Source organism: Simplicispira sp. 125, from assembly GCF_003096555.1.
Lineage (GTDB): Bacteria > Pseudomonadota > Gammaproteobacteria > Burkholderiales > Burkholderiaceae_C > Simplicispira.
Map to the genome: position 1 here is coordinate 2,038,374 of NZ_QEKM01000001.1, position 15,571 is coordinate 2,053,944.

The following is a 15,571-nucleotide window of genomic DNA, read 5'->3' on the forward strand; positions in this document are numbered from 1 at the left end:
GCAGGCATGCCCCAGCCTGAAGCACCGCCTTCCACCACACCCCGCACCGGCCTGCTGCTGACCGGCGGCGGCGCACGAGCGGCCTACCAGGTCGGTGTGCTCGAAGCCATTGCAGACCTGCGCCTGGCCTGCGGTGCGGGCAAGGAGCCCAACCCCTTTCCCATCATCACCGGCACCTCGGCGGGCGCCATCAACGCTGCGGCGCTGGCCTGCGGTGCCGACCAGTTCGACCGGGTCGTGCGGCGCATCGTGCGGGTGTGGAGCAACTTTCATGCGCAGCAGGTGTACCGCGCCGACTCCCTCAGCGTGGCGCGCAGCGGTGCGCGCTGGCTCACACTGCTGTCGCTGGGCTGGGTGCTGGCGAAATGGCGCCGCATGCGGCCGCGCTCGCTGCTGGACAACGCACCGCTGGCCAAGCTACTGATCAAGATGGTGCCGCTGGTGCGTTTGCCGCGCCTGATACGCCAAGGCCATCTGCAGGCGCTGGCGGTCACGGCCTCGAGCTATAGCACGGGCGACCATGTGACTTTTTTTGAAGCGGGCGAGCGGCTGGACCCCTGGGTGCGCTCGCAGCGCCGCGCCGTGCGCGACCGCATTACGCACGAGCATCTGCTGGCCTCGTCTGCCATTCCGTTCGTCTTTCCGGCCACGGCGATCGACGTCGAAGACCGCACCGAATATTTTGGCGATGGTTCCATGCGCCAGTCCGCACCTATCGCAGCGGCCATCCACCTGGGCGCCGAGCGCATTCTGGTGGTGGGCGCGGGTCGCATGCACGAGCCCAAAACCGAGGGCGCGCCCCTGCTGTCCAATGGTTACCCTTCGCTGGCACAAATCGCGGGGCATGCGCTGTCCAACATCTTTCTGGATGCGCTGTCGGTCGATGTCGAGCGCATGCAGCGCATCAACCAGACCATTGCACTCATCCCGCCCGAGGCACGCAACAACAGCGCGCTGCGGCCCATCGAGCTGCTGGTGATCGCACCGTCCCAGCGTCTGGATGCCGTGGCCGCGCGCCACGTGGCCGACCTGCCCGCGCCGGTGCGCACCATGCTGGGCGCCCTGGGCGTTACCGCCAACATGCAGGATGTGCGCGGCGCCGCGCTGGCCAGCTACCTGCTGTTTGAGCAAGGCTACACACGCGACCTGATGGCCCTGGGCCGCGCCGACACCCTGGCCCAGCGCGCCGCCGTATGCCGCTTCTTTGGCTGGAACGATACGGGAGCACCCCTGCCGACACCGGTCGGGGAGGCAAAAGCCTAAAATCGCGGGTTCCGCCAGAAAGCCGCTACCGATGCCCGCACGCAAACTCTTCGTTACCACCGCCCTGCCGTATGCCAACGGCCATTTCCACATCGGCCACATCATGGAATACATCCAGGCCGACATCTGGGTACGCACCCAGCGCATGCTGGGCAACGCGGTGAATTTTGTCGGGGCCGACGACACGCACGGCGCCCCCATCATGATTGCTGCCGAAAAGGCGGGCAAGACTCCCCAGCAGTTCGTGGCCGACATCGCCGCCGGGCGCCAGCAGTACCTCGATGGCTTTCACATCGCATTCGACAACTGGCACAGCACGGACGCCCCCGAAAACCACCAGCTCGCGCAGGACATTTACCGCGACCTCAAGGCCAATGGCCTGATTGAAACGCGCACCATCGAGCAGTTCTTCGACCCCGAGAAGAACATGTTTCTGCCCGACCGCTTCATCAAGGGCGAGTGCCCCAAATGCCACGCCAAGGACCAATACGGCGACAACTGTGAGGTCTGCGGCGCGGTGTATGCGCCCACCGATCTGATCAACCCCTATTCCGCACTGTCGGGCGCCAAGCCCGTGCTCAAGAGCTCGGAGCATTTTTTCTTCAAGCTCTCCGACCCGCGCTGCGTGGCTTTCCTGGAAGATTGGACGCAGGACGGCCGCCTGCAGCCCGAGGTGGCCAACAAGGTGCGCGAATGGTTCACCGTGCGCACCAACCCCGACGGCAGCACCAGCGAGGGCCTGGGTGACTGGGACATCTCGCGCGATGCGCCCTACTTTGGCATCGAGATCCCCGATGCGCCGGGCAAGTACTTTTACGTCTGGCTCGATGCCCCCATTGGCTACCTGGCTTCGCTGAAAAACCTGCTCGACAAGCGTGGTGAAGACTACGACGCCTACATGGCCGATCCGGCCCTGGAGCAGTACCACTTCATTGGCAAGGACATCGTCACCTTCCACACCCTGTTCTGGCCGGCCACGCTCAAGTTCAGTGGCCGCAAGGTGCCCGATGCGGTGTTCGTACACGGCTTTCTCACCGTGAACAACGGCGAAAAGATGAGCAAGAGCCGGGGCACGGGCCTGGACCCTCTCAAGTACCTGGGCCTGGGCATGAACGCCGAATGGCTGCGCTACTACCTGGCCACCAAGCTGAGCAGCCGCAACGAAGACATCGACTTCAACGCCGACGACTTCATGGCCCGCGTCAACAGCGACCTGATCGGCAAGTACATCAACATCGCATCGCGCGCGGCCGGTTTCATCGCCAAACGTTTTGGCGGAGCCCTGGGCGAAGTCTCGGCCGATGGCGACGCGCTGCTGGAGCACCTGCGCACGGTGGCGCCCTCCATCATCGAACTGCTGGCCGAGCGCGAATATGGCAAGGCCCTGCGCGAGACCATGCTGCTGGCCGACCGGGTCAACGCCTACGTCGACCAGAACAAGCCCTGGGAGCTGGCCAAGCAGGACGGCATGGAAGAGCGCCTGCAGGACGTGTGCACTACCTGCATCGAAGCGTTCCGCCTGCTCACCATCCTGCTCAAGCCCGTGCTACCGCTCCTGGCTGCGCAGGTGGAAGCCTTCCTGAAGGTAGCGCCCTTCGACTTTGCCAGCACGCAGACCATGCTGGGCCAGGGCCATGTGATTGGTGACTACAAGCACCTGATGCAGCGCGTGGACGCGAAGCAACTTGAAGCATTGTTTGAGCCTCCAGCCCAAGCGGAGAAAGCGCAAGCAGCTACAAATACAGTAGTACCCGGCGGCGAGGAGCTGGCCCCCACCATCACCATCGACGATTTCGCCAAGATTGACCTGCGCATCGCGCTGATCGTGAACTGCGAGCCTGTGGAAGGCTCGACCAAGCTGCTGCGCCTGACACTGGATGTGGGCGAAGGCCGCACGCGCAACGTGTTCAGCGGCATCGCCAGCAGCTACCAGCCCCAGGAGCTGGTGGGCAAGCTCACCGTGATGGTGGCCAATCTGGCCCCGCGCAAGATGAAGTTTGGCGTGTCCGAAGGCATGGTGCTGGCCGCCAGCCATGGCGACGAGAAGCAGAACCCCGGCATCCACGTGCTCAGCCCCTGGCCGGGTGCCACGCCGGGCATGCGCGTGCGCTGAGACGGCGACCTCAGCACAAGGGTCTTTCCCGGGCCTGACAGCAGGCGGTTTTTTTGCTACGGGTTGTCGGCAGTTGCGCGCCGATGGGGCGCACTTACACTGGTACGCCCCATGAATCGCAGCATGCCCCTCCGCAAGCCCTCTCCGCGCAGTCTGCGGCCGTGCGGCAGCCCTCCGTCGATGTGACACTCACTTCCCGGAGTTGCCTGCATGTCTTTTTCATTCGCCTTTCGTCCCCGCATCGTTGACGCCCTGCGCGGCTACAACCACAGCCGCGCATTGGCCGACCTGGGGGCCGGTGCCACGGTCGGCGTGGTGGCGCTACCGCTGGCCATGGCATTTGCCATCGCCAGCGGACTGCCGCCGCAAGCCGGGCTGTGGACGGCCATCATCGGTGGTTTCCTGGTGGCATTGCTGGGCGGCACGAATGTGCAGATTGGCGGGCCAGCGGGCGCCTTCATCGTCATCGTCTACGGCATCGTCGAGCGCTACGGCGTCGCCAACCTGCTCATTTCCACCGCCTGCGCCGGCGTGCTGCTGTTTGCCTTGGGGCTGCTGCGTCTGGGCAGCCTGGTGCGCTTTGTGCCGGTCAGCATCGTCATCGGTTTCACCAACGGCATTGCGGTGCTGATTGCCGTTTCGCAGCTCAAGGATTTTCTGGGCCTGGCCATCGACAAGATGCCGGGCAATTTCTTCTCGCAAGTGCACGTCATGGCGCTGCACGTGGGCACCGTGAATCCCTACGCGCTGGGCCTGGGCGCAGCCTGCCTGGCAGGCCTGTTTCTGTGGCCGCGCCTCTTCATGCACGATTCACCGGTACTGCGCATGCCGGGTGGCCATACGGTGCGCTCCTTTGTGCGCATCCCCGCGCCGGTGGTCGCGCTCATCACGCTCACGGCCCTGTCACACGGCATGGGCTACCCGGTAGAGACGCTGGGCACCCGCTTTGGCGGCATACCGCAAAGCCTGCCGGTGTTTGCGCTGCCCGAGTTTTCCTGGGACACGGTGCGCCTGCTGGTGGCCCCCACCATCACCATTGCCTTGCTGGGCGCTATCGAATCGCTCCTGTGCGCTCGTGTTGCCGACCAGCTCGCCGACAGCCCGTACATTCGCAAACACGACCCCAACCAGGAACTGATGGCCCAGGGCGTCGCCAATTTCGTGGTTCCGTTTTTCGGCGGCATGCCGGTCACCGGCACCATTGCGCGCACCGTGACCAATCTGCGCGCCGGGGCAACGTCCCCCGTCGCAGGCATCGTGCATGCCGCCACATTGGCCGCCATCGTGTTGGTGGCGGCCCCGCTGGCGCTGCACATTCCGCTGGCGGTGCTGGCGGGCATCCTGCTGCACGTGGCCTGGAACATGGGCGAATGGCACGAGTTTGCGCGCCTCAAGCACTTTTCCAACCACTACCGCTTGCTGTTGCTGGGGACGTTTTTCCTCACGGTGGTGTTTGACCTTACCGTGGCCGTGCAGGTGGGTCTGGTGCTGGCCTGCGCATTGTTTGTCAGGCGCATGAGCGAGCTCTTTCGCGCAGAGCCCGAAACTCCGGTGCAGGCGGGCGTACCGAACCTGGCCTGGCGCCTGCACGGCGTGCTGTTCTTTGGCGCTGCCAGCAAGGTGGACCCGCTGGTGGAGGCCATCGAAGCGGCCCCCCTGGGCGTGCAGGTGCGGCTGGACGCCAGTGACCTGTTCGCCCTGGACACCACGGGCCTTGAAGGTCTGGAGCAGATCCTCAAGGCAGTGACGGAACGCGGCGGACGGCTGACGCTTTGTGGCGCACAAGAACAGCCCGCATCGCTCCTGGAACGATCGGGTTTCAACGCCCGTCTGGCGGCGCAGTCTGCGGCGCCGCAGCCCTCTGCTGCTGCCAGTCCCCCGGGGCACAGCCCGTCCAGCGGCGAAACGCCCGGTTGAAGGCACTGGCCTCCGAAAATCCCAGCCGCCGCGCAATATGCACAAACGGCTCGGCCCCACCGGCCACGGCCTGGCAAGCCAGCGCATGGCGCACGCCATCGACCAGGTCGGCGTAGCGCACGTCTTCGTCCTGCAGCCGCCGCGCAAACGCCCGCTCCCCCAGTCCAAACTGGCGCGCCGCCTGCGCGCGGCCCGGCGCGCTGCCATCGAGCGCGCCGGTCAGCCATTGCTCGACCCGGGTGCGCAGCAACACGGGCGCCGACAACGCAGCCAGCTGCGCCGCCGCATGGGCGCGGTGCAGTTGCGCCAGTTCAGCATCGGCCTGGGGCAAGGGGGCATCCAGCACGGTGTTGTCCAGCAGCAGGCCGTTGAAAGCCTGCTCGAACTGCACCTCGGCCGCCAGGGCTTGCATATAGGCCGACAAAGGCCCGATCTGCCCATGGCTGAACTGCACGCGCACGGGTTTTAGCGGCTGGCCGGTCACCCAGCGGCTAAAGCACACGGCTGCAGCCAGCACCGACTCCACCTGGTGCGGGCTGAACGCAAGGCTGCCCTGCTGCGGGTGGTAGATGAGCCAGCTGTGCTGCACCCCGGTCAACATTTGAAAACGACCGCCGTCGCTGATGAGGCGCTGGTACTCCTGCAACTGGCCGATGGCACTGCGCAGCGTGGCCGACGACAGCAGGATAAAGCTGACCACATTGAAGCTGCCCGGCCCCACCTGGCGCCCGGTATTGAGGCCAAAGGCGGCGTCACCCGTCAGTTCAGCGGCGGCGCGCCAGAGGCGGGTGATGTCGTCCACCGGCCAGCGCAGCCCGCCCAGACGTTCGTGCGCCACCCCGGCGCGCGCCAGCAGGTCGGCGCAGGGCACGCCCTGGCGCTCGGCGGCAGCAATGACGGTATTGACCCAGCTCAGGGAAACGCTGGGCGCTGAAGTCAACATGCAGTAACTCCAAGGTCAAGAAAAATTCCATGATAAGGGGCTATGGTTCAGCCATAAAAAAGGAGACAAGCGATGCAGTCACAGCACGATGTGGTAATCGTTGGAGGTGGGCTGGCCGGTATCGTCACCGCGCTGGAATGCCTGCGCGCGGGCCAATCCGTCGCGCTGGTCGACCGCGACACCCCCGAACGTTTTGGCGGCCTGGCCCTGTGGGCCTTTGGCGGTATGGCCTTGGTCGGCACGGCGCTGCAGGCGCGCATGAAAATCCCCGACACCCCCGAGTTGGCCCTGCGCGACTGGCTGAATTTTTCCGAGCTGGGCGAGAACGATGTGCACCCGCGCGAATGGGCCGAGCACTACGTGCAGCATTCGAGCAGGCAGGTGTACGACTGGTTGCTGGCCGAAGGCGTGAAATTCATGCCCGCCGTGAACTGGGTCGAACGCGGCCTGAACGGCGACGGTAATAGCGTGCCGCGTTACCACGTGGTCTGGGGCACGGCGCGCGAACTCACGCGCCGCATGATCGCCGCGCTGCGCACGGCGGCCACCACAGGCCGAGGCGCCGGACGCCTCACCCTGCTACACCAACACCGCGTCACCGCGCTGGAACACAGCGCAGGCCAGGTCTCGGGCGCCGTGGCGGTGAACGACGCCACCGGCGCAGAGATGCGCCTGTCGGCGCCCGTAGTGGTGCTGGCCATGGGCGGCATCAACGGCAGCCACGCGCAAGCCCGCGCCAACTGGCCCCAAGACCGCCCCTGCCCCAGCCAGATGCTCAATGGCGCGCACCCCTTTGCCGACGGCAAGATGCACCACTGGGTGGCCGATGCGCTGGGCGGGAAAATCACCCACGCGGGCGAAATGTGGAACTACGCAGCGGGCTTTCCTCACCCGTTTCCGCACTTTAAGGGCCATGGCCTGTCCACCATTCCGTGCAAATCGGCGCTGTGGCTAAACCACCGTGGCGAGCGCATCGGCCCCGAGCCGCTGGTTACCGGCTTTGACACCCACTGGCTGTGCCAGCGCGTCGCCGCACAAGAGAAGCCCTGGACCTGGCACTTGTTGAACTGGCGCATTGCCGCCAAAGAATTTGCCATCTCCGGTGCTGAGCACAACCAGCGCATCCGCGACATGCAGTTCCCCGCGTTCCTGAAAGAAACCCTGCTGGGCAACCACCGCCTGGTGCGCCAAATGCAAAGTGAGAGCCGCTACTTTTTAGTGGATGACACACTCGCCGGGTTGACGGAAAAAATGAATGCGCTGACCTGCTCCAACGACATAGACCCTGCGGTACTGCAAGCCACGGCAGACCGCTTTGACGCAAACTTTGCCAACGGCGACAGGCTCAACAACGATGACCAGATTCGCCGCATCCGGCACGCCCGCCAATGGGGGCCAGACAAGCTGCGCACCTGCGCGCCAGCACCCTTGCAAAAGCCCGGGGCGGGCCCGTTCATTGCCATCCAGATGCAGCTCATCACGCGCAAAAGCCTGGGCGGCCTGCAGACCGACTTGCAAAGCCGCGTCTTGGACGGCGCGGGCCAGCCCATCGGCGGCCTTTACTGCGTGGGCGAGGCCGCAGGATTTGGCGGCGGCGGCGCCAGCGGAAAGCGCTCGCTGGAAGGCACCTTTTTGCCCGGCTGCATCCTCACGGCGCGGGCTGCGGCGCGGCATATCACTGCCGGTTGATGCATGGCAATTTTGAATAAAAACCCGGTTCAGCGCAGACACAGCAAGCGCAAGCAGCTATGAAAAAAATAGTCCACATGGAACCCGACTTCATCGTCATCGGCTCCGGCCCCGCGGGCTGCGCCGTGGCTTCGCGCCTGTCGGAAGACCCGCGCCAGCAGGTGCTGCTGCTCGAAGCCGGGCCGGGCCAGCGCCAAGGCCTGCTGGGCAGCAATGCCGCGCTGGGGGCGCTGGCCTATGGCACCAAAGCCAGCGCCTACAACTGGGGCTTTAACAGCCTGCCAGATCCCGGCCTCAATGGCCGCATCTCTTACAACCCGCTGGGGCGCGGCCTGGGCGGTGGCACGGCGCTGAACATGCTGATGTACATGCGCGGCAACCCGCTCGATTACGACGGCTGGGCCCAGGCGGGCAACCCCGGCTGGGGCTGGAGCGATGTGCTGCCCTACTTCAAAAAAAGTGAGAACAACCAGACCTTCAACACCCCCGGCGACCCCTACCACGGCCAGGGCGGCCCGGTGTGGGTGGAGGAACTGCGCACCGACAACCCCTGGCACGCCACGCTGCGCCAAGCCTGCCAGGAAGCGGGCTGGCCCTGCAACCCCGACCTGAACGGCGCGGTGCAGGACGGGTTTCGCCCCACGCAGGTAATGATGAAAGGCGGTGAGCGCCACCATGCGGGCCAAGCCTACATCCTGCCGCACCTGGGCACGCGCCCCAAACTGCAACTGCAGTGCGACAGCCCGGTCACGCGCGTGCTGTTCGAGGGCCAGCGCGCCGTGGGCGTGGAGGTGGTGCAGGGCGGCACCAAGCGCCAGATCCGTGCGCGCAAAGAGGTCATCGTCAGCAGCGGCGGCCTGCTCTCGGCCAAACTTTTACAGCTCTCGGGCGTGGGCGATGGCGCGCTGCTGCAGCGCATGGGCATCCCCGTCGTGGCGCACCTGCCGGCCGTGGGCCAGCACCTGCAAGACCATGTGGACGTGATCCTGGGCCATCACATTCCGGGCGACCCCCACCTGGCGGGCATCTCGCCCACCGGGGCGCTGAACCTGTGGCGTGCCATGCGCCGCTGGCGGCGCGAACGCCGGGGCATGTGCACGACCAACTTTGCCGAAGTCACGGGCTTCATGCGCCTGACCCCCGACGCACCCCTGCCCGAAATCCAGTACGAGTTTGTCGTCGTGCTGGCCATGGACCACGGGCGCGACGTGTACGCCAAGCACGGCCTGTCCACCCACGTGCTGCTGCTGCACCCCAAAAGCCGGGGCAGCGTGCAGATTGCCAGCCCGCACTGGGAGGACGCACCCGCCATCGACTACCGCTATTTTTCGCACCCCGATGACCTGGCCACCATGGTGGCAGGTGTGCGCCGCGTGCTGCAGGTGTACGACACGCCCACGATGCGCAGCCGCGTCAAGGCCGACCTGCGCACCGCGCACTGCCGCAGCGATGAGGACTACGCCCAGTTCTGCCGCAATGTTGCGGGCACCAACTACCACCCCACCAGCAGTTGCCGCATGGGGCCGGAGGCCGCCACCAGCGTGGTCGATGCGCGCTTGCGCGTGCATGGCCTGCAAGGGCTGCGCGTGATCGACAGCTCCATCTTCCCCACGATTCCCGGCGGCAACACCACTGCGCCCAGCTACATGGTGGGCGAGAAAGGCGCGGCCCTGCTGCGCGAGGACTGGCAATGATGGCACGCACGGTGTATTCCTGGAAGCACGTCGCGCCGCGCACGGTGTTCATCACCGGTGCCAGCAGCGGCATTGGCCGCGACATGGCGCAGCGCCTGGCGGCCGAGGGCATGAGCATTGCGATCTTCAACCGCTCGGCCGCTGACGACGTGCTGCAGGCGCTGCGCAGCCAGGCCTGCAGCCCCGCGCAGCGCTTTGCCTGCTATCGCGCCGATGTGTCCGATGCCCGCGCCATCGAGGCCGCCGTGGCACAGGCAGCAGAGGACTTGGGCGCGCCGCAACTGGTCATCCACAGCGCGGGTGTGCTGCACAACGGGCCGCTGCTGGAGTCCTCGGCGCAGGATTTCGAGCGCGTGATCGACACCAACTTGAAGGGCTCGCGCCACTTGGCTGCCGCCGTGCTGCCGCACATGGCGGCGGGCAGCCACTTGGTTTTCATCGCCTCGCTGGCGGCGCTGACCGGCAACTTTGGCTACACCGCTTACTGCGCATCCAAGTACGGCGTGCGGGGCCTGGCCGAGGCGCTGCGCTTTGAACTCCAACCGCAGGGCATTGACGTGAGCCTGTGCTGCCCGGGCGAGATCCTCACGCCCATGGTGGTGCAGGAAAAGCGCCACATGCACCCCGTCTCTGCCGCCATGAAGGCCTTTGCGGGCAGCCGCACGCTCGATGCCTCGGTGCCCGTGCTGCTGCGCGGCATCGCCCGGCGCCAGTTCGAGATCGTCGATGGCCCGCGTCCGGCGCTCACCGCCTTCCTCTCGCGTCACGTACCGCGCCTGGCGCGCTGGACGGGCGACCGCATCACCGCCCGCACTTTGCAAAAAATCCAGAAAGCCCAGCCATGAGCACCCTGCCCCCTACCACCAGCCTGAGCGCGCAGACCCCGGCGGACATCCCCGCCCACCTCCCCGCAAATTTGCGCGACTGCTTCACACAGCAACGCGCCGCCTTTGCACAGAACCGCGCCCCCAGCCTCGCTGAGCGCCGCGCCGACCTGCGCGCCCTGCACGGCCTGCTCGTGGAAAACCGCGACGCCCTGGTCGACGCCGTCAACCAGGATTTCGGCTGCCGCAGCCGCTTCGAGACCCTGATGACCGAACTGCTGCAGGGCCAGGAGGCGGCGCTGCACGCTGTTTCGCAGTTGCCGCGCTGGATGAAGCGGCAAAAGCGCCCGCTCGACATTACCCAGTACCCGCTCGCGAGCGCTTTCGTGCAGGCCCAGCCGCTCGGCGTGGTCGGCATCGTCGTGCCGTGGAACTTCCCCATCGCCATGGTGGTGCAGCCCATGATCGGTGCGCTGGCCGCCGGCAACCGGGTGATGGTGAAGATGTCGGAAAACTCCGCCCACCTGGCACACCTGCTGCAAAGCCTGCTGCCGCGCTACTTTGCCTTTGATAAGGTGAGCGTATTTGCCGATGCACACGCCGGGCCGGGCCAGTCGCTGGGGCCGCTGTTCACCCAACTGCCCTTCAACCACCTGTTCTTCACCGGCTCACCGCAAACCGGCAAGGCGGTGATGACCAACTGCGCCGCCCACCTCACGCCGGTGACGCTGGAGCTGGGCGGCAAGTCGCCCGCCATCGTCGCGCCGGACTACTCTCTGGAGAAGGCAGCCGAGCGCATTTTGTGGGTGAAGATGCTCAACGCCGGGCAGATCTGCACCAACGTCGATTACCTCTTCCTGCCCGAGGGCCAGGAAGAGGCCTTCATCGCCCATGCCCAGCGCATCGTGGCGCAGCGCTACCCCGACCTGACCAACGGCGACTACACCGCCATCATCGACCAGCGCCAGTACGACCGCCTGCAAGCCATGCTGCAGGACGCCATCGCGCAAGGCGCCCAGGCCGTGCCGCTCTGCCCTGGCCAGGCGGGGGATGCGGCCCGGCGCATCATGCCGCCGGTGGCGCTGCTCGGCGTGCACGCCGGCATGCAGGTGATGCAGCGCGAAATCTTCGGCCCGCTGCTGCCCATCCTCCCCTACCGCCACAAGGACGAGGTGGTGCAGTACATCAACGACCGCCCCCACCCGCTGGCGCTGTACCTGTTCAGCCACGACCGCAGCCTGCAGGACCACTACCTGAGCCAAACCCTCTCGGGCGGCGTGACGCTCAACGACACCCTGCTGCACGCCGGCCAGCACCACCTACCCTTTGGCGGCGTCGGCGCCAGCGGCATGGGCCACTACCACGGACGCGAGGGCTTTCTGACCTTCTCCAAGCTACGCCCGGTGTTTCAGCAGGGGCCGCTGCGCACGGTGAACTTCCTCACGCCGCCCTACGCCGGGCTGGCGAGCAAGGTGCTCAACGCGATGCTCTGGCGCAGTCGTTGAATCTAAAAAACCACGACCCGAACACCCACAGGAGACACACATGCAAGGGGATATCGCGTCGAGCGTGCTGCTGCCGCTCATTCTGGCGTTCATCATGTTCTCGCTCGGCCTGGGGCTGGCGCTGGCGGATTTCAAGCGCATCTTCACCCAGCCGCGCGCCCTGCTGGTGGGGGTGGTGTGCCACTTCGTGCTGTTGCCGCTGGCCTGCTACCTCCTGCTCAGCGCCTGGGGCATGGGCGGTGTGTTTGCCGTGGGCTTCATGATCCTGGCGGCCTGCCCCACGGGCAGCACCTCCAACCTGCTTACCTACCTTGCGCGGGGCGACGTGGCGCTGGCGCTGAGCTTTACCGCCGTGGCCAGCATGGCGACCATCTTTACGCTGCCGCTGATCGTCACCTGGGCGCTGGGCCACTATCTGGGCGCGGCGCGTGCGGTCGATGTGCCGGTGGGGCTGATGATGGGCCAGGTGGCGCTGATGCTGGGCCTTCCGGTCAGCCTGGGCATGGTGGCGCGTGCGCGCTGGCCGCAGTGGGCGCAGCGCTTCGAGCCGCGCGCCACACGCATCGCCACGGTGCTGTTCGTGCTCATCGTGGTGCTGGCCGTGGCCAAGAACTGGGCCCTGCTGCGCGAGAACTTTGCCAGCCTGGCGCCCTTTGCCATGCTGCTCAACATCAGCATGCTGTGCGTGGGCTTTGCCGTGGCCTGGGCCGCGCGCCTGCCCCGCCGTCAGTCGGTCACGCTGGGCATTGAAACCGCCGTGCAGAACGCGGCCCTGGCCCTGGTGATTGCCAGCACCGTGCTCAAGGACGACGCCCTGGCCATTCCCGGCGCGCTCTACGGCGTGTTGATGTACGCCGGAGGGCTGGTGTTTGCGCTCGCCATGCGCCGCTTCATGCCCCCGGAGCAGGCGGGCTGAAGTCGAATCTCTTCCCTTTCCAATTTTTTAGGCCAAATAGACCTCTAGCGCTTACCCATCAAGCGCAACCAGCTATCAATCAAGGAGCGAATATGAACGGCGCACACGCACTGATCAAAACCCTGGCCGACGCCGGTGTCGAAGTCTGCTTCAGCAATCCCGGAACCAGCGAGATGCACTTTGTCGCGGCGCTGGACGGCGAACCGCGCATGCGCGCCGTATTGGCGCTCTTTGAAGGCGTAGCCACCGGTGCGGCCGACGGCTATGCCCGCATGGCGGGCAAACCCGCTGCCACGCTCTTGCATCTGGGCTGCGGCCTGGGCAATGGCCTGGCCAACCTGCACAACGCGCGCAAGGGCAAGGTGCCCGTCGTCAACATCGTGGGCGACCACGCCACTTACCACACGCGCTTGGACGCCCAGCTGCAGTCCGACATTGAAACCGTGGCGCGCAATGTGTCGCCCGGCTTTGTGCGCACCTCGGCCAGCACCGCCGAGTTGTGCCAGGACGCCACCGATGCCATCACCGCTGCGCGCGGCCTGCCGGGGCAAGTGGCCACGCTGATCTTGCCAGCCGATGTGTCGTGGGGTGAGGGCGCCGTGCCCTGCCCGCCGCCCGCGCGACCCGCGCCCCAAGCTGCAGACGCAGCGGTGGTGCAAGCCATTGCCGAGGTGCTGCGCTCGGGCAAGAAAACGGCCTTGCTGCTGGGCGGACACGCCCTGCGCGAGCCCGCGCTGCTGGCCGCCGCGCGCATTGCCGCGCATAGCGGCGTGCAGCTGCTGGCCGAAGTGTTCCCCACCCGCATGGAGCGGGGCGCAGGCCTGCCTGCGGTCGAGCGCATTGCCTACCTGGCCGAAATGGCGGGCGTGCAGTTGGCCGAGATCGAACACCTGGTGCTGGTCGACGCCAAGGCGCCGGTGTCTTTCTTCGCCTACCCCGGCAAGAAGAGTGAGCTGGTGCCCGACAGCTGCACCGTGCACACGCTCTCCACCCCGGCCCAAGACGCAGCCGCCAGCCTGCAGCAACTCGCCACCGCGCTGGGCGCCACGCAGACCGCGCCCGCCCTGCAAGCCGCACAGCGCCCAAGCCGCCCGCGCGGCAAACTTACCGCGCCCAAGGTGTGCAAGGCCGTGGGCCACCTGCTGCCAGACAACGCCATCCTGATCGATGAAGCCATCACCTCGGGACTGATGCTCTCCGCCATGACGGCAGGCGCGCCGCGCCACGACCTCATCACCCTCACCGGCGGCGCCATCGGCCAAGGCCTGCCCAACGCCGTCGGCGCGGCCATTGCCTGCCCGGACCGCCCTGTGATTGCGCTGATTGGCGACGGCACCGCCATGTACACCTTTCAGGCGCTGTGGACCATGGCGCGCGAGAAGCTGCATGTGGTGTCCATCGTGTTCAACAACGCGTCGTACTCGGTGCTCAACGTGGAGCTGGAACGCGTGGGCGCCGACGAGGTGGGCCCCAAGGCCCAATCGCAGCTCGACCTGAGCGGGCCCACACTCAACTTCGCCCTGCTGGCCCAAGGCATGGGCGTGCATGCGGTGCGTACCGATACGGCCGAGGGGTTCAACAAGGCGCTGGAATACGCACTGGCGACACCGGGGCCGCATTTGATCGAGGCGCTGGTGCCCGAGTCGCTTAGCGGTGCCAAGCGCAAGGTGCTGCCGTGGCTGCTGCGCTCGCTACCGCATTTGCCACCGGCGGTGGCGCGGGCGCTCAAGCGCAAGATTGCGCCTTGAGTATTTTTGGGGCTTTGCGCTTATCTAGCATGCGCTGACAGCTATTGTTTTGATAGTTTGCGCTGTGCCTTGGCTGAGGGCGGAGACCGGGAGTCGCCCGCCGGGGCGAATCCCGGCCTCCGCCCTCCGCAGAGCCCCCTCCCCCGAAAACGTCAAAAACTCAACGCCCTCCACCCGCATTCTCGGGCGCCGTCATATCAGGCCCCGACTGGGTGCGCAGCACGCGCAGGCTGCGGTCTGTCACCACGGTGAACAGCATGGCCGTGTTCGGGGCTTCGAGGTAGCGCCAGTCATGGTGGGTTTCGTTCTTCAATTCGAAGGGTGTCACCTTGGCCGGTTTGCCCAGCAGGCGGCGCACTTCTGCCATGTCCATGCCGGGCTGGATGCGGGCAAAGTTCTCGGGCGTGAGCACCTGGCGCACGGCGACCAGGCGGCCATCGGCACCGATATCGATCATGTAGTTGCGCTGCCCGGCGGGCTGGCGGTTGTATTCAAAGGTGCGCAAGCCACCGCCTGCGTCCCAGATGTTGTCGGGCACGCCAAAGCGGTCGCGCACGTCCACCTCGGTCGAGCGCCCCGGCTCCAGTTCGCTGATGCGCTGCGGGTCGCAACCGCTGGTGGCCAGCAAGGCCAGTGCCATGGCAGCAGTGGCGGCAAGGTGTTTGAGGTGCATCGTGACAGTCCCGGTAAAATCCATGGATACAGCTTAGCCCAATACCATGTCCATCTTTGCCCGCCCCCACTACACCTCCGACGCCACCCAGTTCATCGAGCAGCTCAAGCAGCAAAAGCCTGCGCTCGATGCCCAGCAGCAGGCCGGCCGTGCACTGCTCTGGGACAAGAAGGTCGACCGCACCCTGTGGCAGGACTACCGCGCCGGCCAAGTGCAGCAACAACCCTACGTCTACCAGACAGAAACCAAACACCCTTAAGGCAAAAATGGCCTCTAGGAGCCTGTC

Annotated in this window: 11 protein-coding genes and 1 pseudogene; 10 read left to right on the plus strand and 2 right to left on the minus strand. The window is 66.1% G+C overall.

The annotated features are described in order from the left end of the window. The first annotated feature begins 6 nt into the window (after positions 1-6). The 3 genes from C8D04_RS09505 (at position 7) to C8D04_RS09515 (ending at position 5,293) form a co-directional block, all read left to right on the plus strand. Complete coding sequence (locus C8D04_RS09505) at positions 7-1,263, plus strand: patatin-like phospholipase family protein (protein ID WP_116004622.1); 1,257 nt, start codon at positions 7-9, stop codon at positions 1,261-1,263. Positions 1,264-1,294: 31 nt separating this feature from the next. Continuing rightward, entirely contained in the window at positions 1,295-3,376 is a 2,082-nt protein-coding gene (gene metG / locus C8D04_RS09510) for a methionine--tRNA ligase (RefSeq protein WP_116004623.1), read from the plus strand. Positions 3,377-3,586: 210 nt separating this feature from the next. Continuing rightward, on the plus strand, positions 3,587-5,293 hold the full coding sequence (locus C8D04_RS09515; RefSeq protein WP_116004624.1) for a SulP family inorganic anion transporter: 1,707 nt from the start codon (positions 3,587-3,589) through the stop codon (positions 5,291-5,293). Here the strand turns inward: C8D04_RS09515 and C8D04_RS09520 are convergent. Further along, on the minus strand, positions 5,196-6,236 hold the full coding sequence (locus tag C8D04_RS09520) for an AraC family transcriptional regulator (protein ID WP_233521151.1): 1,041 nt from the start codon (positions 6,234-6,236) through the stop codon (positions 5,196-5,198). The genes C8D04_RS09515 and C8D04_RS09520 overlap by 98 nt on opposite strands. A gap of 72 nt (positions 6,237-6,308) precedes the next feature. Here C8D04_RS09520 and C8D04_RS09525 point away from each other — a divergent pair, with 72 nt between their 5' ends. The 6 genes and pseudogenes from C8D04_RS09525 (at position 6,309) to C8D04_RS09550 (ending at position 14,612) form a co-directional block, all read left to right on the plus strand. Next, on the plus strand, positions 6,309-7,925 hold the full coding sequence (locus tag C8D04_RS09525; protein WP_116004625.1) for an FAD-dependent oxidoreductase: 1,617 nt from the start codon (positions 6,309-6,311) through the stop codon (positions 7,923-7,925). Positions 7,926-7,984: 59 nt separating this feature from the next. Continuing rightward, positions 7,985-9,619, plus strand: a complete 1,635-nt coding sequence (locus tag C8D04_RS09530; protein ID WP_116004626.1) for a GMC family oxidoreductase N-terminal domain-containing protein — start codon at positions 7,985-7,987, stop codon at positions 9,617-9,619. Then, positions 9,616-10,464 carry an SDR family NAD(P)-dependent oxidoreductase gene (locus C8D04_RS09535; RefSeq protein WP_116004627.1) on the plus strand — a complete coding sequence of 283 codons (849 nt, stop codon included), beginning with the start codon at positions 9,616-9,618 and terminating at the stop codon, positions 10,462-10,464. Before C8D04_RS09530 ends, C8D04_RS09535 begins: the two co-directional genes overlap by 4 nt. Further along, positions 10,461-11,948, plus strand: a complete 1,488-nt coding sequence (locus C8D04_RS09540) for a coniferyl aldehyde dehydrogenase (protein ID WP_116004628.1) — start codon at positions 10,461-10,463, stop codon at positions 11,946-11,948. The genes C8D04_RS09535 and C8D04_RS09540 overlap by 4 nt, the downstream gene beginning before the upstream one ends. Before the next feature lie 37 nt (positions 11,949-11,985). Further along, positions 11,986-12,864: pseudogene (locus tag C8D04_RS09545) on the plus strand (bile acid:sodium symporter family protein); the annotation flags it as partial. 92 nt (positions 12,865-12,956) lie between these two features. Beyond that, a complete protein-coding gene (locus tag C8D04_RS09550; RefSeq protein WP_116004630.1) occupies positions 12,957-14,612 on the plus strand; it encodes an acetolactate synthase large subunit in 1,656 nt (551 codons plus the stop codon). Positions 14,613-14,772: 160 nt separating this feature from the next. Here the strand turns inward: C8D04_RS09550 and C8D04_RS09555 are convergent, their stop codons facing one another. Beyond that, positions 14,773-15,285 (minus strand): outer membrane protein assembly factor BamE, encoded by a 513-nt coding sequence (locus C8D04_RS09555; protein WP_116004631.1) that lies wholly within the window; start codon positions 15,283-15,285, stop codon positions 14,773-14,775. 46 nt (positions 15,286-15,331) lie between these two features. On the opposite strand from C8D04_RS09555, the gene C8D04_RS09560 reads away from it, so the two are divergent. Continuing rightward, the gene (locus C8D04_RS09560) at positions 15,332-15,544 is read left to right on the plus strand and encodes a DUF3460 family protein (protein ID WP_116004632.1); all 213 of its coding nucleotides are present in this window, start codon (positions 15,332-15,334) and stop codon (positions 15,542-15,544) included. The last annotated feature ends 27 nt before the right edge of the window (positions 15,545-15,571 follow it).

Coding starts and splice junctions, on each gene's coding strand:
- C8D04_RS09550 (WP_116004630.1), top strand. CDS start 12,957: ATGAACGGCGCACACGCACTGATCAAAACCCTGGCCGACGCCGGTGTC.
- C8D04_RS09525 (WP_116004625.1), top strand. CDS start 6,309: ATGCAGTCACAGCACGATGTGGTAATCGTTGGAGGTGGGCTGGCCGGT.
- C8D04_RS09555 (WP_116004631.1), bottom strand. CDS start 15,285: ATGCACCTCAAACACCTTGCCGCCACTGCTGCCATGGCACTGGCCTTG.
- C8D04_RS09520 (WP_233521151.1), bottom strand. CDS start 6,236: ATGTTGACTTCAGCGCCCAGCGTTTCCCTGAGCTGGGTCAATACCGTC.
- C8D04_RS09540 (WP_116004628.1), top strand. CDS start 10,461: ATGAGCACCCTGCCCCCTACCACCAGCCTGAGCGCGCAGACCCCGGCG.
- metG (WP_116004623.1), top strand. CDS start 1,295: ATGCCCGCACGCAAACTCTTCGTTACCACCGCCCTGCCGTATGCCAAC.
- C8D04_RS09505 (WP_116004622.1), top strand. CDS start 7: ATGCCCCAGCCTGAAGCACCGCCTTCCACCACACCCCGCACCGGCCTG.
- C8D04_RS09560 (WP_116004632.1), top strand. CDS start 15,332: ATGTCCATCTTTGCCCGCCCCCACTACACCTCCGACGCCACCCAGTTC.
- C8D04_RS09530 (WP_116004626.1), top strand. CDS start 7,985: ATGAAAAAAATAGTCCACATGGAACCCGACTTCATCGTCATCGGCTCC.
- C8D04_RS09515 (WP_116004624.1), top strand. CDS start 3,587: ATGTCTTTTTCATTCGCCTTTCGTCCCCGCATCGTTGACGCCCTGCGC.
- C8D04_RS09535 (WP_116004627.1), top strand. CDS start 9,616: ATGATGGCACGCACGGTGTATTCCTGGAAGCACGTCGCGCCGCGCACG.